This is a genomic window from Streptococcus halitosis, from assembly GCF_003143695.2.
Lineage (GTDB): Bacteria > Bacillota > Bacilli > Lactobacillales > Streptococcaceae > Streptococcus > Streptococcus halitosis.
Genome location: NZ_QEMY02000001.1, coordinates 424317 through 445074 on the forward strand (window position 1 = coordinate 424317; position 20758 = coordinate 445074).

The following is a 20758-nucleotide window of genomic DNA, read 5'->3' on the forward strand; positions in this document are numbered from 1 at the left end:
TTTAAACTAACATATTATACAATGTTTCATTTCCATTCAAATTAATATAAGACGGGTCAAACTTTTCCATTCGATGAATCAATCCAGCATAATCATGCTTATTGGCAAGAGCAATCCCAATCAATACAGGACCCGTCCCCTTACTTGCTCGTTTGATATATTCAAAACGAGTGATGTCATCATTTGGCCCCAAGATATCATTTACAAACTCTCGGAGGGCTCCAGGACGCTGTGGAAAGTTCACCACAAAGTAATGCTTGATTCCATCGTATATCAAAGCACGTTCTTCCATCTCTGGCATACGGTTGATATCGTTATTCCCCCCAGAAATGATACAACAAATCGTCTTTCCTTTGATATAGTCTGATAAAACTTCCAAGGCTGCAACACTAGCAGCCCCTGCTGGTTCCGCTACAATTCCTTGTTTGGAATAAAGATCAATCAAGGTTTCAGAAATCAATCCCTCATCTACCCCAATCAGCGTTTCAACATTCTGACGGGTCGCTTCATAGGTCAACTGTCCAACCTTCTGTACAGCTATCCCATCAGCAAACTTATCAATTTCTTTGAGTTTGACTGGTCCCCCAGCCTCAAAGGCCGCCTTCATCGAGCGAGCACCATTAGCTTCTACCCCAATCACTTCAATAGTCGGGTTGGTTTCTTTGATATAGGTCGAAACCCCTGCAATCAGTCCGCCACCGCCTACTGGTACAAGTACTGTATCAAAATCGATAGACTCTTTACGAGCTTCTTCAAGAATTTCATAGGCGACAGTCCCTTGACCTGCTTGGACATGAGCATCATCAAAGGGATCAATAAAGGTGCGGTTTTCAGAAACTGTAAATTCTTGAGCTGCTTTAGCTGAGGCATCAAAGGTATCTCCAACTAACTTGATTGTCACAAAATCACCACCAAAAAAGCGAACCTGTCCAATCTTTTGTTGCGGTGTTGTGATGGGCATAAAGATGGTTGCAGGAATCTTCATCTCATTACAAGTATAGGCGACACCTTGGGCGTGATTTCCTGCAGAGGCACAGACTACACCACGCTCACGTTCTTCTTTTGATAGTTGAGAAATGGCATAATAGGCTCCGCGAATCTTAAAGGAACGAACACGCTGGGCATTCTCCTTCTTCAAATAAATCTTAGCACCATACTTCTCCGATAAATAATGATCATAATCAAGTGGAGTATTGACTACTACACCACTCAATACTTTGTGGGCTTTCACCACGTCTTTTGCACTTAGCATTGTCTCCTCCTCAAATACTGTTTAAGATAAAAAGCGAGTTAGGTACCCCCAACTCGCCTTCTGTTTTTCTTCACAAGAATTAGTTGTAGATTTTGAATGCGTCGTCGTCGTTTTTACCAACGAATGGCATTGCTTTACGCAATTCAGCACCAACTTTTTCAATTTCAAGGTTAGCTGCTTGTTCACGGTAAGCAGTCAATTTTGGACGTCCAGCCTTGTAGTCATTTACAAAGTCATTTGCAAATTTACCATTTTGGATATCTGCCAAGACAGCTTTCATGTTTTCTTTAACTTGCTCAGTAATCACACGTGGACCTGATACATAGTCACCGTATTCAGCAGTGTTAGAAATTGATTGACGCATTTTCTTGAATCCACCTTCATAGATCAAGTCAACGATCAATTTCATTTCATGAAGAACTTCAAAGTAAGCCAATTCTGGGGCGTATCCTGCTTCTGTCAAGACTTCAAAACCTGCTTCGATAAGGGCAGTCAAACCACCACAAAGTACAGCTTGTTCACCAAACAAATCTTCTTCAGTTTCTTCTTTGTAAGTTGTTTCAAGCAAACCGACACGAGCTGCTCCAACACCTTTACACCAGTCCATAGCAATATTTTTCGCATTTCCTGTAGCGTCTTGGTATACTGCATAAAGAGCTGGAACACCAAAACCTTCTTCGTAAGTACGACGTACCAAGTGTCCTGGTCCTTTAGGAGCACACATGAAGACATCTACATCTGCAGGAACTTTGATAAATTCAAAGTGGATGTTGAAACCATGGGCAAATCCAACTGCATTTCCTGCTTCCAAGTTTGGAGCGATTTCTGCTTCGTACAATTCTTGTTGGATTTCATCTGGTGCCAAGATCATGATAACGTCAGCCAATTTAGTTGCTTCTGCTACTGTGTAAGTGTCAAATCCATCTTCTTTTGCTTTGTCAAAAGATTTACCTGGACGCACACCAATGATGACATCACGACCTGAGTCACGCAAGTTTTGCGCATGCGCATGTCCTTGTGAACCATAACCGATTACGGCGATTTTTTTACCGTCAAGCGCTGCTACTTTAACATCTTTTTCGTATTCCATTTGAACTGCCATAGTTTTTCTCTCTTTTCTATTTTTATTGCCTTATAGGCTGGTTAAACAAATTTATGCTGGATTTTATACTCATTGAAAATCAAAGAGTATTAGTCGCGGGTAAATCCAGTTGCACCCGTACGAGCGATATTTTTGATACCATATGGTCGAATCACTCGCAATAAAGCTTCACTCTTTTCAGCATTTCCAGTCATCTGAATAGTGATGGAGCTTGGAGCCACATCTACTACCGTTGCACGGAAAGGTTGGATAATGGCCAAGATTTCTGCACGCTTTTCAGCAGGAGCAGATACTTTTACCAAGATAACTTCTCTTTCCAAGTGTGGTTTATCTGTGATATCTCGAATGCGAATCACATCAATCTGACGATTCAGTTGTTTAATGATTTGCTCTACTTCATCGTGTGAAGCTACATCGATAATGATGGTAATCCGTGATACATCAGGATTCTCTGTCGCACCAACTGAAATACTTTCAATGTTGACCTGACGACGAGAAAGGACACCTGTAAAGCGATTGAGGACTCCCGAACGATTTTGTAGTTTTGCTGTTAACATTCTACGCATGGAACTTCACCCCCAACATCTCATGATTGCTCTTACCAGCTGGTACCATCGGTAAAACCTGTTCCTTACGAGAAATATCCACCTCGATAAGCATGGGCACATCCTCCAGAATGACTTCTAGATCCTTCTCTAGCGTCTCCGGATTATCAAATTTATAGTTTTTGATGCCGTAAGCCTGTGCCATCAGCTGGAAGTCAGGAAGTGTATCAAAGACTGACTCGGAAGTTCTACCCTCATAGAAGGATTCCTGCCACTGACGAACCATTCCTAGTGAGTGGTTATTCAACATGACAACCTTAATCGGCACCTTGTAGATGTTTAGGATTGCTAGCTCTTGGTTGGTCATTTGGAAACCACCATCACCAACAAAAAGGATAACTTCTTTTTCTGGATTGGCAATCTTAGCTCCGATAGCTGCAGGAACTCCGAAGCCCATGGTACCCAAACCACCTGAAGTGACTAACTGACGCTCATTTTGGTAAGGATAATACTGAGCTGTCCACATTTGATGTTGACCAACGTCAGTTACAACAATGGCATCCCCATTCGTCAACTCACCAATGCGTTCAATAACGGCTTGAGGTTGAACCACACGTTCTTTCTTATCATAAGAACGAACTCGATTCTTGTCCTTGGTGACTTTTTCAATCCACTTTTCAGTATTGTTATGAACAGTTGGTTCTGCTAGTAGCATCTGCAAGGCTTTCTTAGCATCCCCCACCACAGGAATATCTGCTCTGATAATCTTGCCAATCTCAGCTGGGTCAATATCAATGTGGGCAACCTTAGCATTCTTCGCAAAGGTCTTAGGATTTCCCGTCAAGCGGTCATCGAAACGGCAACCAATACTAATCATAAAGTCCGCTTCAGTCATTGCAATGTTGGCCGCGAAAGAACCGTGCATGCCTCCCATCCCTAGGAAGAGGGGATGACTCGTTGCAATCGTACCTTGCCCCAAAAGACTGGTCACTACTGGGATTTGGTAACGTTCAGCAAATTCATTGAGTTCTGTAGCTGCTTCTGCATAACTAACTCCACCACCTGCCAATAAAACAGGCTTCTTGGCTTTTGACAATTGCTTCAAAATTTTCTTGATTTGCATGTCATTTGGCTCTAGAGTCGGTTGATAACTTGGCAAATTCACTTCGGGTGAATAGATGAAGTCTGTTTCAAGAGCAGATACATCCTTAGGCAAGTCAATCACGACTGGACCTGGACGACCTGTGGTCGCGATATGGACAGCTTCCGTAATGATACGAGGAATATCAGCTGTCTCACGAACTTGGTAATTGTACTTGGTAATGGGCATGGTAATACCGACAATATCCGCCTCCTGAAAGGCATCCTTCCCAATCCCTGCTCGCGCCACCTGACCCGTAAAGACCAAAAGGGGAACGCTATCGCTCATGGCATCTGCAATCCCTGTAATGGCATTTGTAGCTCCTGGTCCACTCGTGACGACAGCAACACCCAACTTTCCAGTTGATTTGGCATATCCTTCAGCTTCGTGCAAACAACCTTGCTCATGGCGTCCTAAAATGTGACGAATGCCTTTAAAATTGTATATCGCATCATACAAAGGTAAGACTGCACCACCAGGATAGCCAAATATGGTATCAATTCCTAAATCACGAAGTGTTTCCAAAACTAGATCCGACCCCGTCTTAGGAGATTCTAAACTGATTTTCTCCATTGTTCCCCTTTCTCTTCTCTTAAAAATAGCTTGTTACTATCATACCATTTTTTCAAAAATTTTCAAGACAAAAGAAGCAATTTTCTGAATTTTCTATCTAAAAGTGTATTTATGAACTTTTTTATCATTTTTATTAACATATCATCAAAATAAGGAACTTTTCCTTGCTTTCATTTATTAAATCAGTCTAATTTCTTCGTATATGGGATGGAAGTTGGCAAGATTTTCATTTAATTCCTAAATTTCCATAATATATCCAGCAAATCTGTGTGAAATAAAGGTAATAAAAAAGGAAGCTACTAAGTGACTTCCTTCTATTGCGAAGACAGATTATTCTTCACCTTTGTTTTTCTTAATGATTTCTTCTTGTACTGACTTAGGTACATCTTCATAGTGGTCAAATACCATCATGAATGTACCACGTCCTTGAGATGCAGAACGAAGAACTGTTGCGTAACCGAACATTTCAGCAAGTGGAACGTAAGCACGAACGATTTGGCTGTTACCGTGTGCTTCCATACCATCTACACGTCCACGACGAGCAGTTACGTGACCCATAACATCACCAAGGTTTTCTTCTGGAACAGTGATTGTTACAAGCATCATTGGTTCAAGGATAGCTGGTTGTGCAGTCTTAGCAGCTTCTTTAAGTGCAAGAGATGCAGCAATCTTGAAGGCAGTTTCAGATGAGTCGACATCGTGGTATGAACCATCGTAAAGTTTAGCTTTAACGTCAACAATTGGGTAACCTGCAAGAACACCGTTAGCCATTGCTTCTACAAGACCTTTTTCAACCGCTGGGATAAATTCACGAGGAACCACACCACCGACGATTGCGTTTTCAAATTCGAATCCTTTACCTTCTTCGTTTGGAGTAAATTCAATCCATACATCACCGAATTGACCTTTACCACCAGACTGACGTTTGAAGAATCCACGTGCTTGAGTAGAAGCGCGGAATGTTTCACGGTAAGATACTTGAGGAGCACCTACGTTCGCTTCAACTTTAAACTCACGACGCATACGGTCAACAAGGACGTCAAGGTGAAGCTCACCCATACCAGAGATAACTGTTTCGCCAGTTTCAACGTTTGTTTCAACGCGGAATGTTGGATCTTCTTCAGCCAATTTTTGAAGAGCGATACCCATCTTGTCTTGGTCTGCTTTAGATTTTGGCTCAACCATCAATTGGATAACTGGTTCTGGAACGTCGATTGATTCAAGGATGATTTTAGCTTTTTCATCAGTCAATGAGTCACCAGTTGTCGTATCTTTCAAACCAACGGCAGCAGCGATATCACCTGAGTAAACAGTGTCGATTTCTTTACGGCTGTTAGCGTGCATTTGAAGGATACGTCCGATACGTTCACGTTTACCTTTAGAAGTATTCAATACGTATGAACCTGATTGAAGAACACCTGAGTAAACACGGAAGAATGTCAAACGACCTACGAATGGGTCTGTCATGATCTTGAAGGCAAGAGCTGCAAATGGCTCTTCATCAGATGCTGGACGAGTTTCTTCTTCATCTGTATCTGGGTTAACACCTTTGATTGCTGGGATGTCAAGCGGGCTTGGAAGGTAGTCGATAACCGCATCAAGCATCAATTGAACACCTTTGTTTTTGAAGGCAGAACCACACAATACTGGGAAGAATTCAACATTGATAGTAGCTTTACGGATACCCGCTTTCAATTCTTCGTTAGTGATTTCTTCACCTTCGAGGTATTTCATCATCAAATCTTCATCAGTTTCAGCAACTGCTTCGATCAATTTTTCACGGTATTCTTGAGCTTGTTCAAGGTATTCAGCTGGAATATCCTCTTCAAGGATATCTGTACCAAGGTCGTTTGTATAGATTTCAGCTTTCATCTTGATCAAGTCGATGATACCACGGAAATCATCTTCAGCACCGATTGGCAATTGGATTGGGTGTGCATTCGCTTGAAGACGGTCGTGAAGTGTGCTTACTGAGTAAAGGAAGTCAGCACCGATTTTGTCCATTTTGTTAGCAAATACGATACGTGGAACTCCATACTCAGTTGCTTGACGCCAAACTGTTTCAGTTTGAGGCTCAACACCTGATTGTGAGTCAAGAACAGTAACTGCACCGTCCAATACACGAAGAGAACGTTGTACTTCAATTGTGAAGTCCACGTGCCCCGGTGTGTCGATGATGTTTACACGGTGGTTGTTCCATTGAGCTGTTGTCGCAGCAGATGTGATAGTGATACCACGTTCTTGCTCTTGCTCCATCCAGTCCATTTGTGACGCACCTTCGTGAGTTTCACCGATTTTGTGGATTTTACCAGTGTAGTAAAGAATACGCTCAGTAGTTGTTGTTTTACCGGCATCGACGTGAGCCATGATACCGATATTACGAGTTTTTTCAAGTGAAAATTCGCGTGCCATGAGGTTTGTTTCTCCTATTTATTTTTGATTTCTATTCTATTATAACACGATTTTAATAAAAACGGATAGGCAGGACCTACCCGTTCTTAATGTTTATCTTGTTTTTGTTGGTTTCAACTTGTAGACAAGTTGAATTGAACTCGGGCTAAAAGCTCAAGTTAGCTGATTTGAACCCGAGCGAGGCCCGGTGCAAAAAAGATAAACTGCTTTGTGTTCACGGAACACTGCATCAGTTTCCTATTTTTGCCTTGGGCCTTTACCGCTCTTAGTATCATTTTATTACCAACGGAAGTGTGCAAAGGCACGGTTAGCTTCAGCCATACGGTGAGTGTCTTCACGTTTCTTAACTGCTGCACCAGTATTGTTAGCAGCATCCAAGATTTCTTTTGCAAGACGGTCTTGCATTGTGTGTTCACCGCGAAGGCGAGCAATAGTTACCAACCAACGAAGTCCAAGTGTTGTACGGCGTTCTGGACGAACTTCAACTGGGACTTGGTAGTTAGATCCACCAACACGACGTGCACGTACTTCAAGTACAGGCATGATGTTTTCCATAGCTGTTTCAAATACTTCAAGTGCATCGTTGCCAGTAGCTTCTTTGATTTGCTCAAAAGCACCGTAAACGATTGAAGCAGCTGTACCACGTTTACCATCAAGCATAACGCGGTTGATAAGACGAGTAACTAGTTGTGAATTGTAAAGCGGATCTGGCAATACGTCACGTTTTGGAGCTCTATTTTTACGACTCATTTCTCTTTATCCCCTTTCCTTATGCTTTTGGACGTTTAGTACCGTATTTAGAACGGCCTTGTTTACGATCGTTAACACCTGCAGTATCAAGTGCACCACGGACGATATGGTAACGTACCCCTGGAAGGTCTTTTACACGTCCACCACGAAGAAGCACCACGCTGTGTTCTTGCAAGTTGTGTCCGATACCTGGGATATAGGCAGTAACTTCGATAAGGTTACTCAAACGTACACGAGCGAATTTACGAAGGGCAGAGTTAGGTTTTTTAGGTGTCATTGTTCCAACACGAGTTGCAACACCACGTTTTTGTGGTGAAGAAACGTTTGTTTGAACTTTTTTATGACTGTTGTAACCAACGTTCAAAGCTGGTGATTTAGATTTTTCTACTTTTGATTTACGCGGTTTGCGAACCAATTGGTTAATTGTAGGCATCTACATTCTCCTGTGTTTTTTATTTTTGGTGATGATACACTTGGTGACAGCTACCATCTGTGTGTACTTTTGCAACATTTGTCAGCACGTCCCTGTACACTTTTGAGAGACCAAAAGTAAAAAGTACCGTCTATTATTGTAACACAATTTTCCCTTCATTGTCAAGATATTTTTCATTTTTATTCTGATCTTTTAACTCTTTGACACTAGCTTTCCCCGCTTTTCTAAACCAGAAAAAGAGGCAATTTGCCTCCTCCTGTCTAGTATGGATTTCCTTCAATTTAGCAATCATTTGAGTTGTTATCAAAGCCAACCAGATTCTTTTGCAATGTTGGCTGCCTCTGTTCGATTACCAGCATCTAGTTTCGAAAGAATATTGGTGACATAGTTTCGGACGGTTCCATTTGATAGATAAAGCTGATCCGCGATTTCTTGATTAGACAAGCCCTGAGCAATCCCCTTTAAAACAGCGATTTCTTGTTCTGTTAACGGGTTAGGGTGCGTCATCACCACTTCCATCAATTCAGGCGAATATTCCTTGCGTCCTTCGAGAACAGTGTGCAAGGTTTGCATGAGGTCTGCAATGCTTCTTTCTTTCAAGACATAAGCATCCACTCCAGCCTTGACCGCACGTTCAAAATATCCGGGACGTTTGAAGGTCGTCACCACAACTACCTTTGTTTCTAGCTTTTCTGCTCGTATCCACTCCAAGACTTCGAGGCCTGTCTTAACAGGCATTTCTACGTCAAGAATGGCGATATCCACAGACTCTTTTTCTAAAAGTTGGATTGCTTCTTGGCCATCCTTGGCTTGTAGGACAGACTCTACATCTGGTTGAAAGGTAAGCAACTGGCACATAGCATCTCGCAACATACTTTGATCTTCTGCAACAAGTAGTTTCATCTTAGTTTCTCTCCTTATAAGGTAGCCGAACCTGCACTTCAGTAGGCTGCTTTTGACTGATCACCTTTACTTCTCCTGAAAATGGAAGGACACGGTCTCGAACGGTATGGAGCTCATCCCCTTTTAGAGAAGCAAATCCACAGCCATTATCTCTCACTGTTAGAATGAGTTCTTTCTCTGTTCGTTCTAATTTTAAGTAGGCTTTCGATGCTTTGGCATGTTTGATAATGTTGGTCACTAACTCAAGTAAAATCATGGAGGCCGTTGATTCTAACTCCTGAGTTAGGCTAGCTGTATCTAGTTGGTGATTGATTTCCGTTTCAATTCCTGCAATTTCCAGCATTTTTTTAACAGTCGCAAATTCGGAAGCAAGGGTTCTTGTTTTAAGATTTTCGATAATTGTACGAACTTCATTCATGGATTCTTTACTGATCTGATGAATTTCTTTTAATTCTTTTTCCACTTGAGGATAGGCCTGCATTTGGAGAAGCTGGAGGGCAAGGTCCGTCTTCACACTCAACATGGCAAAAGTATGGCCTAGGCTGTCATGGAGGTCCTGACCGATACGACTGCGTTCATTTTCAGCCAAGAAAAGATTAAGCTTGGCATTTTGTTTCATCTTTTCTTCTTTTAACTCTTCTGCTATACGAATTCGATAGAGACCAAAAGTCAAGGCATCAGAAAAGACAAAAGTCACCAAGAAAAAGAGGAGTTGCCAGGGACTAACTTGATCGACCATATAAATCCCTGTCAAAATCAAGGGTTGCAAGACAATAAAACTGACAAAACGCCAAGAGTGAAAAGATATCTCATCCAGTTGGTAAATGAGGAGGTTTGATAAATAAAAGATAAACCAAGCGAAGCTCCCATTCAGCCAGACGGAACTGTAAAAAATGTAGGCAAGCATGATCCACCAAGCCAGCCACTGCACGGTGCGATTCTGACTGACTAAAACCGAATAGAAAGCTAGGACAAATAGTAGAGTCCATAACAAGGTTAAAAGCGGGTACTCTCCAACAATGACACCCGCTATAGGAAAGATGATAAACACTGTTGAAATATGAAACATATAATGAGTGTTTTTTAATTTTTCCAACATAGATTTATTTTACCTCGATCCGTTTTTTCAGTTGGATGACCAAGACACCAAAGAAAACTGTATAACCTAGTACAACCAAGGCAGCAAGAATGTTAAACTCGTGGTGCTCCAAATAAGTAGAGACAACCTGCATCAGTTGATAGGTTGGGGTCAGTTTTCCAATGGATTGGAGCCATTCTGGGAAGGAACTCAAAGGGAACCAGAGTCCACCGAGGACAGCCAAAGCAATGTAGGCAATATTTCCAATAACCGTCATCAGTTGGGCGCTGGGAAGCAAGCTCACCAATACCCCCATGCTGATAAAGACCACGCTTCCGACCAGCAAAACAACTCCAATCACCAACCAATCAAGCCAAGGCAGAGTCACTCCACGGACAAAATGACCAACCGAAAAGACAACTATAATTGATAACAAGAAAGTCAGCAGAGTACTGAACAGTTTTGATACATAATATTCTACCATAGATACAGGAGAATGTTGAAGCAATTTTTGCCAGTTATTCGTCTTGTCAGACTCGAGTGTGCTAGGGATACTGAAAAAGGCGCTTGACATGATACTAAAGAGCGTCATGGCAAAAAGATAGGCTTTAAGAACAATTTCTGGAACATCTGATCCTGACATCATACCAGAAAATATAAGGTAAAACACACTTGGAAGTCCGATGGATAGCAAGTAGTAGACTGCTTGCCGTTTCATCTGAATGATTTCCACTTTCATGAGACTTGTCATATTTTTCATCATCAATCTCCTTTAGTCTTGAGTCGTTTCGAAGATACTGTCTAAGAGAGTTCGATTGCGAACTTCAATTTCTTCAATCGTGCAGCCCTGTTCTTGCAAGACTTTCCATACCTGGCTAGCTTCTTTGGTGGTGAAGGAAAGGGCATTTTGCTTAATTTCAATCTCTTGAACCTGGTCCAAAGTGCTGATAAATTCCTGATAAGTTAGAGGTACCGTAAAATGTTTTTCTTGTTCTTCACCACGCATGGCATAAGGCGTCGTATCGCGAATCAATTCTCCCTTGTGGAGAACCAAAATGCGGTCAGCCGTATGCTCTACCTCTTCGATGTAGTGAGAAGAATAAACAATGGTCACACCATTTTTCTTTAACTGATTAACAATTTCCCAAAAATGCTGACGTGTCGAGGTATCCATGGCAACAGTTGGCTCGTCTAAAAATAGAATTTTCGGACGACCTATTAAAGCCAACACGAAAGAGAACAAACGTTTTTGCCCACCAGACAGCTTGCCCGCTAGCTGATTTTTCTGCTTGTCTGAGAATCTTAGCAAGTCATCAATTTCTTTGTCTGAAAGGCTGTCGGGATAAAGTGACTTGAAAAATGATAGAAGTTCTTTCACTTTCAAGCTTTGAACAACTGCATTTTCTTGGGGCAAGACAGAAATAAGCTGCTTTAATCGAGGATCTGTTGGCGCAAACCCTTGAATGGCTATCTGACCTGAGCTCATGAACTTGTCGCCCAAGAGGCAATCAATCAAGGTTGTTTTTCCTGCTCCGTTAGGACCGATCAAGGCGACACATTCTCCGTCATTGATTTCAAAAGAGATATCACGCAAGATCTCCTTGTCTTTTATTTTCTTACTCAATTTCTCAACTTTAATCACAGTCATGAGATTCTCCTTTCAACCACTTCATTCCCATAGGGAAAACAATGAAAATCATAAATCCAAAACCCCAAGCACCACGAATGAATTGGCGAAGCAAGGTTTGGTCAAACCAACCAGTAAACATTTCCACTAACCATACTAAGAGTGACAGGCCGATAAAGAGATAGATGATTGCCTTTTTCATTCCTCAAACTCCTTTTTCACATCTCTGACTAATTTTAAACCTTCTCTAACAAGCCAAGACATCATTCCAAAGCCAGCAAATAGCTCCCAAGGAAAATGATAGAAACCCTCGTCCAATCCTGAAAACATGAGATAGGTCATAACTCCTGCTGCTACTAAACTCACTGCGACAATCATTTTATTTTTCATTTCTTCTTCCTCCATTTCATACTTCAATTATAGTCTTTTGAAGTTGGCGGAGCTAGATGCTTCTGTCACTAGGAAATATGACAAATGTCATAAAAAAAGAAAGTTGCAAAATCAACTTTCTTTTTAATCAATTAAATTTTTATTCCACACTGAAAAGATATGGATATACGGGTTGTTGACCTTGGTGAATCTCTACTTCAACATCTTCGAATTCTTCTGCGATTTCTTGGGCAATTTCATTGGCAAGTTCTTCGCTTCCGTCTTCTCCGACATAGAAAGTCACGATTTCACTATCTTCGTCCAACATGTGTTTCAATGTTTCTGTCAAGGTTTGATGCATGTCAGGATTTGACACGAGGATTTTCCCATCTACCATACCAAGATTGTCATTTTCACGAATTGCTAATCCATCGATAGTTGTATCACGAACGGCTGTTGTTACACTACCGCTGATAACATCACCAAGGGCTGCAGTCATACGTTCTTTGTTTTCTTCGATTGATTTGCTTGGATCAAAGGCAAGAAGACTGGTCAACCCTTGAGGAATTGTGCGTGCTTCTACCACAACAGCAGGTTGTTCAAGCACTTCAGCCGCAGATTGAGCTGCCATAAAGATATTTTTGTTGTTTGGCAAGAAGATAATGTTGCGAGCATTGACCTGTTCAACAGCCTTGATAAAGTCTTCTGTTGAAGGGTTCATTGTCTGACCACCTTCGATGACATAATCCACACCTTGGGCACGGAAGATATCTGCTAAACCTGGACCAGCTACTACTGCGATAAGGGCATACTCTTTTGTTTCAGCAGGCTTGTTGCCTTGAGTTGCTTCTTTTTCAACTTGCGCTTCGTGTTGGTTACGCATGTTGTCCACTTTTACCTTGATCAAGCTACCATATTTGAGACCTTCTTGCATGACAAGACCTGGATCTTCTGTATGGACGTGAACTTTGACAATCTCATCATCGTTGACAACAAGCAGTGAGTCGCCTAAGTCATTCAAGTAGTTACGGAATTCATCATAGTCAAAGTCCTTAGAATAAGTTGGACCTTGTTTGAGAGCTACCATAATCTCTGTACAGTAACCGAAGGTAATATCCTCAGTTGCCACATGACCTGCTACAGACTTGTGGTGCTCTGCATTGATCATTTCACTCATGTTGGCAGGAGTCGCTACAAAGTCTTCAGAAGCACTGTATTCACCAGTAAGAGCTGAAAGGAATCCTTCGTAGATGAAGACCAAACCTTGACCACCTGAGTCTACCACACCAACTTCCTTAAGGACTGGAAGCATTTCTGGTGTCTTAGCCAAAGCTGCTTTTGCACCTTCCAAGGCTGCACGCATGACCTCAACAGCATCATCTGTCTCCTCGGCTTTTTTCTTAGCTCCAATAGCCGCTCCACGAGAAACAGTCAAAATGGTTCCTTCAACTGGTTTCATAACCGCTTTATAAGCTACTTCGACACCGGATTGGAAGGCAAGAGCCAAGTCTTGACCTGTTAATTCATCCTTTTCCTTGATAGCCTGAGAGAAGCCACGGAAGAGCTGAGATGTGATAACCCCTGAGTTCCCACGGGCACCCATCAAGAGCCCTTTGGCAAGAATGCTCGCTACTTCTCCAACTGTAGAAGCAGGCTTGTCTGCTACTTCTTTCGCACCATTTTCAATGGTCATTCCCATGTTTGTCCCAGTATCTCCATCTGGAACTGGAAAGACGTTCAATGAATTGACATATTCTGCTTGCTTATTCAAACGAGTTGATGCAGCTTGCACCATCTCTTGGAATAAACTGGTAGTAATTTTTGACACGATTATTCTCCTACAACTTTGATATTTTGAATGTAGACATTCACAGTCTGAGCAGTAATTCCTAGTTGATTTTCTAGACTAAAACGAACACGCTCTTGAATGTTTTTTGACACTTCGCTTATCTTTATTCCGTAGCTCAACACGGTATAAACATCAACTGCGATGCTACCATCTTCGGCTGCCTTCACGACAACACCCTTAGAATAATTTTCCTTACCAAGGAGGGCTTGGAAATTGTCTTTGAGGGCATTTTTACTAGCCATACCGACCACACCAAAAATCTCAGTTGCGGCACCACCTACTACGGTTGCAATCACTTCATCTGTCAGTTCGATTTGACCATCTTTTGTATTAATTTTTACAGTCATTTTTTTTACCTCAACTAGTTGATACTCTATTTTATCATATTTCATCCCAAGTGTAAAAGCAGAATGCTGTATCGGCGGATATTTACTCTATTTTTCAAATGGTTTTATCTCTAGAGCAAAAGAAAAAGACCTAAGCGGTCTTTTCATTTTTATTAAACGCGTTCAACTTTACCTGATTTCAAAGCACGAGCTGAAGCCCAAACTTTTTTAGGTTTACCATCGATAAGAACAGTAACTTTTTGAAGGTTTGGTTTTACGGCACGTTTTGTTTGGTTCATCGCGTGTGAACGGTTGTTTCCTGATACAGTCTTACGACCTGTAAAGTAACATACTTTAGCCATTGTGTTTTCCTCCTATTAGATCTAATATAGCGGATGTGCTAGCACCACATACCGTACTATGTTATCACACTTTCTCTATTTTGGCAAGGAAATTAGGAGACTTTTTTTATTTAACGTAAACAACTCCAAGTTTACCAAAAGCAACTTCCCCACGAATAATCAGGGTTTTGTTTGTTGGTGTTACAGGAGCATCTGCCTTAGCTGCACCAAAGGATGTTTCTACTTTCAAATCGACACGCCAGTGTTGTGGAACATAGACTGTTGCATTTCCGAAGGCCACTTCAATATTTAAAGTCGCAAAATCACCTAACATCTCTGCATTGTCATAGTAGATTTTAGCGTCCCCAAAAGCGACTTCCACTTGGTCGTCTACAATATCTTGATCTTGCTTATAGAAAGTCCCGCTTCCAAATACGACTTCCTTATCCGTAATGACTGTTTTTTCTCCATTGTACCACCACTTTTTTTCATGCCAGAACTTACTTGAATGTGTCAGATAACCAACACCGAGTACTACCAAGATGCTAGCCCAGATGAGAGAATGATTTGTAACTGGCAACAAGTCATAAGCGTAATTTGCAATGACGAGTGCCAGTAAACCTGTAAAAACTGCCGCAGTTAGATGGCGTCTAAGGATGGACTCAATGGACTTATAAGCAAAAAAAACAATTCCTAGCAAAGGCCATATCTTACCATCCAAAGAAGGAATGCCAAAATTTCCTTGCAGCAAGATCCAAGCTGCTAAAACCAATAAAACAATACCAAATGCTTTCTTTTTCATCTTTTTTACCTCATGTTTCTTAGATTTTCTTTTAGGAGGGATTGGTAATGCCGTGAGACATGAACCTCCTTGTGCGTCTGATAGAAGGAAATGGTGCCCGTTCCTGAAAAGGACTTGTCCACTGAGTAAATCTGACGGATATTTGCGATCGTTGACTTGGACACTCGACTAAAATAGCGAGGCAAGATGGACTCCAACTCATAAAGTTTGAGACGAACTTCATAGGCTTCCTTCTGGTTATGAGCGTAGATCTTGCTCCCTTCTGTTTCAAAGAAGAGAATTTCTGACAGGTCTAGATAATATTCACCTGTCCCCTTGTAAAAAGTCAACCTCGGAGCCTTTGACTCTTGCAAGAGTCGTTGCAAATCTGCAATTTCATCTGTCAAAGTGGGTGTCTTGATGACAATTTCAGTTTCCTCTAAATTGCCGTCAATCTCAATTCGTAACTTCATCACATCTCCTTTCTGACTCTACTATATCAAAGCTAAGTTAGGAATACAAGGGCAAAAAAGCAAGTGGTCATTTTGAAGCAGTAAGTGGTTGTAGGACTAGCTTAACTTACATATCAGAATAGGAAGAAAAAGAATCCCCACACCAGACCACAAGCATAGCCAACCAAGACATCCTTGGGATAATGAACACCCCCTAAAACCCTCACCAAGCCCAGCAAAGCTGAAAAGATCAAGTATGCTAAACCAACAGGTAGACTGGCATGCAGACAGGCCATGGAGATGATAGTTGCCGAAAAAACATGGCGACTGGGCATCGACTGTCCCGAGCTATCTTTTTCAAGCAGGGGACAGATATCCCAAGTTTCATAAGGTCGCGGGTGGTTTATTTTCTTACGAAAAAGAGACAAAATCACAAAACCTGATGCAGGGATAAGCACATAAACCCCAACTTGCTTCCCAAGTCCAAGCTGCAGATAAGTAGTGACTAGCAAGGTCAGATAGATCAGAGGCATGGCGACCGTCATCAAACGATTGAAACTGCGTAATAGAAATAAAAGGGTGGGATGGCTGGTGAGTTTGGAGCTGATATTTCGATACCATTCTTGATAATTTTTCATTTATGCTTCTCATTCATTACTTTTTTGCCTCTAGGTGAGGCGCTTGTCTTCTAGTATAGTGCAGAAAAAGAAGGCCGTCAAGCCTTCTTTTGATTTATTCTTCTGCTTCGTCTTCTGTAAATTGACTATTGTACAAGTCAGCGTAGAAGCCACCTTGTGCCATCAGCTCCTCGTGATTGCCTTGTTCGATGATATTGCCATCTTTCATGACAAGAATCAAATCTGCATTACGGATAGTTGACAAGCGGTGGGCGATGACAAAGGAAGTTCTACCCTCCATCAAACGGTCCATGGCTTTCTGAATCAATTCCTCTGTACGTGTGTCAACTGAGGATGTCGCTTCATCCAAAATCAAGAGCGGTGCGTCCTTCAGCAAAGCACGAGCAATGGTTAAGAGTTGTTTTTGTCCGACAGACAAGGTCACTGTATCGTCCAAGATAGTGTCATAACCGTCTGGCAAAGTCATGATAAAGTGGTGGATTCCCACAGCCTTGCTGGCTTCCATCATCCGCTCATCGCTGATGCCTGTTTGATTGTAGATGAGATTATCTCGAATGGTTCCTTCAAAGAGCCAAGTATCTTGCAAGACCATTGAAAAGGCATCGTGTACTTCTGAGCGCTTCATATCCTTGGTATCGACACCATCGATACGGATACTTCCCTTATCAATCTCATAGAACTTCATCAAAAGATTGACAATGGTTGTCTTACCAGCTCCAGTCGGTCCAACGATTGCGACCTTTTGACCTGCATGAGCTGTTGCAGAAAAGTCATGGATGATGGTGCGCTCTGGTGTATAACCAAAGGACACATGATCAAAGACCACTTCCCCTTTCATGTCAGTCAATTGTCTTTCCTTATGGGATTCATCCTGCATCTCAGCTTCACCTAGAAATTCAAAGACACGTCCCATGGCTGCACTCGCTTGTTGTAAGTTTGTAATCCCTTGAGCAATCTGTGACAGAGGTTGGGAGAAGGTCCGAACATAGACCATAAAGGCTACAATGATCCCTATAGTGATATGTCCTTCTAACGCCAGCGCGGCCCCAACGATGATGACCAACACATAACTAAAGTTCCCAACAAAGATCATGGCTGGCATCATGATACCTGAGATAAATTGAGATTTCCAGATACTGTCGTGCAAGTCTTGGTTTAAACCTGCAAATCTCGCTTTGGAAGTATCTACTGCGTTGTAGCTAGTCACTACATTATGGCCAGAGTACATTTCTTCTACGTAACCATTGACGGCCGCTAGATTATTTTGTTGGGCTTTAAAATAACCCTGTGACTTGGCCATAATTACGGAAACTGCCGCAAAACCAACAAGGGTTGATACAACGGTTACCAGTGCCAAAATCCAGTTCATCCCAAACATGGTCACCAAGACAGCAATTAGTAGAAAAATAGATGAAAGAACTGTCCCTAGACTTTGGTTGAGAGATTGCGCCGCCGTATCCACATCATTGGTTACACGAGATAGAGTGTCCCCTTGAGAATGGCGATCAAAATAAGCAAGAGGTAAACGATTGATCTTTTCAGCGATTGCTGTCCGCAAGCGTTTTGAAAAATGTTGGATACTTGTTGAAAAGATATAGGCCTGTGTATAATTAAGGATAGCTCCAAACACATAGAGAATCACTAAAAAGCTAGCAATACTTGAAACAGCCTCTAGGTCAATTCCCGTCATCAAACCATCTGAAATCAAGTTGGTAATTTCTTTAATCTTGGTTGGTCCATAAACAGTGATGATGCTTGAACATACAGCTGCTACAATCGCTACTAGTAGGGGAAGTTGGAGACCTGCTAGAAAAGGTTTATAATATTTCCAAAAAGACATTTTCTTATTTTCCATGTTCCAATTCCTCCTTCGATAGTTGTGAGTAGGCAATTTCTTGGTAGACTTCGTTGGTAGCTAGAAGTTCCTTGTGGGTGCCTTGCCCCACGACTTTTCCTTGATCCAAGACTAAGATCAGGTCAGCATCCATAATGGTAGAAATCCGCTGCGCTACGATAAGTTTGGTCATGGATTTTGTTTTCTCAGCTAGCTCTTGGCGCAGGACACGATCTGTCTTGTAGTCCAAGGCTGAGAAAGAGTCATCAAAGATGAGAATCTCTGGTTTACGAGCCAAGGCGCGCGCAATGGCCAAACGCTGTCTTTGACCTCCTGAGAAGTTGGTTCCGCCTTGGGCTACTTCTGATGCAAGACCTGCTTCCTTATCCTCGATAAAGGTTTTAGACTGGGCCAATTCTAGAGCTTGCCACATAGCAGCTTCGCTTAGAGGAGTTTCTTTGCTCTTACCAAAGTCTAAGTTCCCCTTGACATCTCCAGAGAAGAGCACAGCTTTTTGTGGAATATAGCCGACCTTATTGCGCAAATCTTCCAAGTCATAATCTTGCACATTAACTCCGTCCACTAGGATTTCTCCATCTGAAACGTCGTAAAAACGTGGCAAGAGGTTGACTAGGGTGGACTTACCTGATCCAGTCGATCCGATGAAGGCCACGGTTTGACCCGCTTCTGCTTTGAAAGTGACATGTTCCACGACTGCTTCAGAGTTTTTAGAGTAGCGGAAAGTCACATCACGAAATTCCACTTGCCCTTGAACTGAAGGGTCCGCTGTCTGTGCTTGACTAGGATTTTCAATAGAAGAATGCAAATCCAATACTTGATTGATACGTCCTGCCGAAACCAAGGTACGAGGAAGAACGATGAAGAGTGCTCCCATGAGAAGGAAGCCCATCACGACCTGCATGGCATAAGACATGAAGACCACCATATCACTAAAGAGTGGTAGACGGTCTGTCAAATTTGCGTCATTGATGATATAGGCTCCAATCCAGTAGATAGCTAGACTCAAGCCACTCGAAATCGCCATCATAATAGGATTTATAATCGCCATCAAACGGGTGACAAAGAGATTGAGACGGGTGACTTCAGTATTAGCTTCCTCAAATTTCTTATCTTGGTAATCCTCGGCATTGTATGCGCGAACAACTCGAATCCCAGTCAAACTTTCACGAGTGATACTATTGAGTTTATCTGTCAATTTTTGGATGACCGATTGTTTTGGAAAGGCCAGAGTCATAAGAACGGTGGTCATCAAGACATTCACAATAACAGCCACAACGACCGCCCAGAGCCAGTATTCCGATTTCCCAAGGATTTTTCCAATGGCCCAGATAGCCATAATTGGCCCACGAGTAACCACCTGCAAGCCCATGGTAAAGAGCATCTGTACCTGGGTAATATCATTGGTCGTCCGAGTCAAAAGACTTGGGATTGAAAAGCGCTTGATTTCTGTCTGCGAAAAATCTAAAACGCGATGAAATACGTCTCTACGTAGATGGGTTGTATAGGATGCTGCAACACGAGCAGCAAAGAAACCCACCATAACAGATGAAAAGAAAGCCAATAAAGACAAACCAATCATCTTCGCAGCTGGTGACCAGAGTTCACCCAACTGCGTTCCAGAAGTTCCCAGTAATTCTGTAATTTGCGAAATATAAGTCGGCACCTCTAACTCTAGATAGACCGAGAAACAAGTGAAAAGAATCGCAAGGACAATCATCCCCCACTCTTTTCCTGTAATACGTTTAGCGAGTTTCTTCATTCTCTCCTCCTATCTTCTCAACATTTTCTTGCAACTGACAGAGGACCTTTTCAAAGATTGCCAAGTCTGACTTTGAAACACCCTCTAGCAGACTCTGATTGATCCGATCAAAAAAGGCCTTAACTTCTTGCATCTGCGAACGCGATTTATCCGTCAAGCGAACAAACTTTGCCCGCTTATCACTCGGGCTGGCCTCTAGTTCAACCAAACCATTTTGTACCATGCGCTTGACTAGATTACTCGCAACAGATTTAGTAATATTGAGTTCCTGCTCGATATCCTTAATTAAGACCAGATTTTCAGACTGTTCTTGGCAATCTAAAAAACGCAGAACCTGCCCCTGCGGTCCACCCATAAATTCAAGGCCACATCGCTTGGCTTCTTTCTGTATCATCAGATGAGCCTGGTATCCAAAACGTTTAAACATCAACATCGGCTTGTCCATGATTGCTCCTTTCTCACGATTAAATATAGTTCTCTGGAGAACTAATTACGTTTCCATGAGAACTATTTTATCACTTTCAGAAGAGATGTCAAGAAAAAAGTTTCCTAGAGAACTATTTTAGTCTGAA

At 42.0% G+C, this 20758-nt stretch carries 22 protein-coding genes; all 22 read right to left on the reverse strand.

Features of this window, described 5'->3' with window-relative positions; all coding sequences use genetic code 11:
• Position 1: 1 nt before the first annotated feature.
• The 22 genes from ilvA to DB729_RS02205 all read right to left on the reverse strand — a co-directional run bounded on the left by ilvA (position 2) and on the right by DB729_RS02205 (position 20631).
• Positions 2–1252: a threonine ammonia-lyase IlvA gene (gene ilvA, locus DB729_RS02095; protein ID WP_084852718.1), complete on the reverse strand. Its 1251-nt coding sequence runs from the start codon at positions 1250–1252 to the stop codon at positions 2–4.
• Between the two features lie 79 nt (positions 1253–1331).
• Complete coding sequence (ilvC, locus tag DB729_RS02100; protein ID WP_000290683.1) at positions 1332–2354, reverse strand: ketol-acid reductoisomerase; 1023 nt, start codon at positions 2352–2354, stop codon at positions 1332–1334.
• Positions 2355–2443: 89 nt separating this feature from the next.
• On the reverse strand, positions 2444–2920 hold the full coding sequence (gene ilvN, locus DB729_RS02105) for an acetolactate synthase small subunit (RefSeq protein WP_001253806.1): 477 nt from the start codon (positions 2918–2920) through the stop codon (positions 2444–2446).
• Positions 2913–4613, reverse strand: coding sequence for an acetolactate synthase large subunit (locus DB729_RS02110; RefSeq protein ID WP_109289632.1), 1701 nt, complete (start codon positions 4611–4613; stop codon positions 2913–2915). Before DB729_RS02110 ends, ilvN begins: the two co-directional genes overlap by 8 nt.
• A gap of 330 nt (positions 4614–4943) precedes the next feature.
• A complete protein-coding gene (fusA, locus tag DB729_RS02115; RefSeq protein WP_000090342.1) occupies positions 4944–7025 on the reverse strand; it encodes an elongation factor G in 2082 nt (693 codons plus the stop codon).
• A 279-nt stretch (positions 7026–7304) separates the two neighbouring features.
• The gene (gene rpsG / locus DB729_RS02120; protein ID WP_000087873.1) at positions 7305–7775 is read right to left on the reverse strand and encodes a 30S ribosomal protein S7; all 471 of its coding nucleotides are present in this window, start codon (positions 7773–7775) and stop codon (positions 7305–7307) included.
• Between the two features lie 19 nt (positions 7776–7794).
• Positions 7795–8208, reverse strand: a complete 414-nt coding sequence (rpsL, locus tag DB729_RS02125; RefSeq protein ID WP_001142332.1) for a 30S ribosomal protein S12 — start codon at positions 8206–8208, stop codon at positions 7795–7797.
• A gap of 303 nt (positions 8209–8511) precedes the next feature.
• Positions 8512–9111, reverse strand: coding sequence for a response regulator transcription factor (locus DB729_RS02135; protein WP_000772065.1), 600 nt, complete (start codon positions 9109–9111; stop codon positions 8512–8514).
• A gap of 1 nt (position 9112) precedes the next feature.
• Entirely contained in the window at positions 9113–10210 is a 1098-nt protein-coding gene (locus DB729_RS02140; protein ID WP_109289631.1) for a sensor histidine kinase, read from the reverse strand.
• Positions 10211–10214: 4 nt separating this feature from the next.
• Positions 10215–10949, reverse strand: a complete 735-nt coding sequence (locus tag DB729_RS02145; protein WP_033605883.1) for an ABC transporter permease — start codon at positions 10947–10949, stop codon at positions 10215–10217.
• Positions 10950–10961: 12 nt separating this feature from the next.
• Positions 10962–11837: an ABC transporter ATP-binding protein gene (locus tag DB729_RS02150; RefSeq protein WP_109289630.1), complete on the reverse strand. Its 876-nt coding sequence runs from the start codon at positions 11835–11837 to the stop codon at positions 10962–10964.
• On the reverse strand, positions 11824–12018 hold the full coding sequence (locus DB729_RS02155) for a hypothetical protein (protein WP_033605886.1): 195 nt from the start codon (positions 12016–12018) through the stop codon (positions 11824–11826). Before DB729_RS02155 ends, DB729_RS02150 begins: the two co-directional genes overlap by 14 nt.
• A complete protein-coding gene (locus tag DB729_RS02160) occupies positions 12015–12221 on the reverse strand; it encodes a hypothetical protein (RefSeq protein ID WP_000390701.1) in 207 nt (68 codons plus the stop codon). Before DB729_RS02160 ends, DB729_RS02155 begins: the two co-directional genes overlap by 4 nt.
• A 124-nt stretch (positions 12222–12345) precedes the next feature.
• Positions 12346–14013, reverse strand: coding sequence for a DAK2 domain-containing protein (locus tag DB729_RS02165; RefSeq protein ID WP_109289629.1), 1668 nt, complete (start codon positions 14011–14013; stop codon positions 12346–12348).
• Between the two features lie 2 nt (positions 14014–14015).
• Positions 14016–14381 carry an Asp23/Gls24 family envelope stress response protein gene (locus DB729_RS02170; protein ID WP_000216435.1) on the reverse strand — a complete coding sequence of 122 codons (366 nt, stop codon included), beginning with the start codon at positions 14379–14381 and terminating at the stop codon, positions 14016–14018.
• Between the two features lie 152 nt (positions 14382–14533).
• Positions 14534–14722, reverse strand: coding sequence for a 50S ribosomal protein L28 (gene rpmB / locus DB729_RS02175; protein WP_001140948.1), 189 nt, complete (start codon positions 14720–14722; stop codon positions 14534–14536).
• A gap of 106 nt (positions 14723–14828) precedes the next feature.
• Entirely contained in the window at positions 14829–15503 is a 675-nt protein-coding gene (locus DB729_RS02180) for a hypothetical protein (protein ID WP_109289628.1), read from the reverse strand.
• A 5-nt stretch (positions 15504–15508) separates the two neighbouring features.
• A complete protein-coding gene (locus DB729_RS02185) occupies positions 15509–15955 on the reverse strand; it encodes a LytTR family DNA-binding domain-containing protein (protein ID WP_000776591.1) in 447 nt (148 codons plus the stop codon).
• A 113-nt stretch (positions 15956–16068) separates the two neighbouring features.
• Complete coding sequence (locus tag DB729_RS02190; protein ID WP_109289627.1) at positions 16069–16572, reverse strand: phosphatase PAP2 family protein; 504 nt, start codon at positions 16570–16572, stop codon at positions 16069–16071.
• 94 nt (positions 16573–16666) lie between these two features.
• Positions 16667–18427 carry an ABC transporter ATP-binding protein gene (locus tag DB729_RS02195; protein ID WP_109289626.1) on the reverse strand — a complete coding sequence of 587 codons (1761 nt, stop codon included), beginning with the start codon at positions 18425–18427 and terminating at the stop codon, positions 16667–16669.
• Positions 18417–20186: an ABC transporter ATP-binding protein gene (locus tag DB729_RS02200; protein ID WP_084849960.1), complete on the reverse strand. Its 1770-nt coding sequence runs from the start codon at positions 20184–20186 to the stop codon at positions 18417–18419. Before DB729_RS02200 ends, DB729_RS02195 begins: the two co-directional genes overlap by 11 nt.
• Positions 20170–20631: a MarR family winged helix-turn-helix transcriptional regulator gene (locus tag DB729_RS02205; RefSeq protein ID WP_033585770.1), complete on the reverse strand. Its 462-nt coding sequence runs from the start codon at positions 20629–20631 to the stop codon at positions 20170–20172. The genes DB729_RS02200 and DB729_RS02205 overlap by 17 nt, the downstream gene beginning before the upstream one ends.
• Positions 20632–20758: the final 127 nt, after the last annotated feature.

Coding starts and splice junctions, on each gene's coding strand:
- ilvA (WP_084852718.1), bottom strand. CDS start 1,252: ATGCTAAGTGCAAAAGACGTGGTGAAAGCCCACAAAGTATTGAGTGGT.
- ilvC (WP_000290683.1), bottom strand. CDS start 2,354: ATGGCAGTTCAAATGGAATACGAAAAAGATGTTAAAGTAGCAGCGCTT.
- ilvN (WP_001253806.1), bottom strand. CDS start 2,920: ATGCGTAGAATGTTAACAGCAAAACTACAAAATCGTTCGGGAGTCCTC.
- DB729_RS02110 (WP_109289632.1), bottom strand. CDS start 4,613: ATGGAGAAAATCAGTTTAGAATCTCCTAAGACGGGGTCGGATCTAGTT.
- fusA (WP_000090342.1), bottom strand. CDS start 7,025: ATGGCACGCGAATTTTCACTTGAAAAAACTCGTAATATCGGTATCATG.
- rpsG (WP_000087873.1), bottom strand. CDS start 7,775: ATGAGTCGTAAAAATAGAGCTCCAAAACGTGACGTATTGCCAGATCCG.
- rpsL (WP_001142332.1), bottom strand. CDS start 8,208: ATGCCTACAATTAACCAATTGGTTCGCAAACCGCGTAAATCAAAAGTA.
- DB729_RS02135 (WP_000772065.1), bottom strand. CDS start 9,111: ATGAAACTACTTGTTGCAGAAGATCAAAGTATGTTGCGAGATGCTATG.
- DB729_RS02140 (WP_109289631.1), bottom strand. CDS start 10,210: ATGTTGGAAAAATTAAAAAACACTCATTATATGTTTCATATTTCAACA.
- DB729_RS02145 (WP_033605883.1), bottom strand. CDS start 10,949: ATGAAAAATATGACAAGTCTCATGAAAGTGGAAATCATTCAGATGAAA.
- DB729_RS02150 (WP_109289630.1), bottom strand. CDS start 11,837: ATGACTGTGATTAAAGTTGAGAAATTGAGTAAGAAAATAAAAGACAAG.
- DB729_RS02155 (WP_033605886.1), bottom strand. CDS start 12,018: ATGAAAAAGGCAATCATCTATCTCTTTATCGGCCTGTCACTCTTAGTA.
- DB729_RS02160 (WP_000390701.1), bottom strand. CDS start 12,221: ATGGAGGAAGAAGAAATGAAAAATAAAATGATTGTCGCAGTGAGTTTA.
- DB729_RS02170 (WP_000216435.1), bottom strand. CDS start 14,381: ATGACTGTAAAAATTAATACAAAAGATGGTCAAATCGAACTGACAGAT.
- rpmB (WP_001140948.1), bottom strand. CDS start 14,722: ATGGCTAAAGTATGTTACTTTACAGGTCGTAAGACTGTATCAGGAAAC.
- DB729_RS02180 (WP_109289628.1), bottom strand. CDS start 15,503: ATGAAAAAGAAAGCATTTGGTATTGTTTTATTGGTTTTAGCAGCTTGG.
- DB729_RS02185 (WP_000776591.1), bottom strand. CDS start 15,955: ATGAAGTTACGAATTGAGATTGACGGCAATTTAGAGGAAACTGAAATT.
- DB729_RS02190 (WP_109289627.1), bottom strand. CDS start 16,572: ATGAAAAATTATCAAGAATGGTATCGAAATATCAGCTCCAAACTCACC.
- DB729_RS02195 (WP_109289626.1), bottom strand. CDS start 18,427: ATGGAAAATAAGAAAATGTCTTTTTGGAAATATTATAAACCTTTTCTA.
- DB729_RS02200 (WP_084849960.1), bottom strand. CDS start 20,186: ATGAAGAAACTCGCTAAACGTATTACAGGAAAAGAGTGGGGGATGATT.
- DB729_RS02205 (WP_033585770.1), bottom strand. CDS start 20,631: ATGGACAAGCCGATGTTGATGTTTAAACGTTTTGGATACCAGGCTCAT.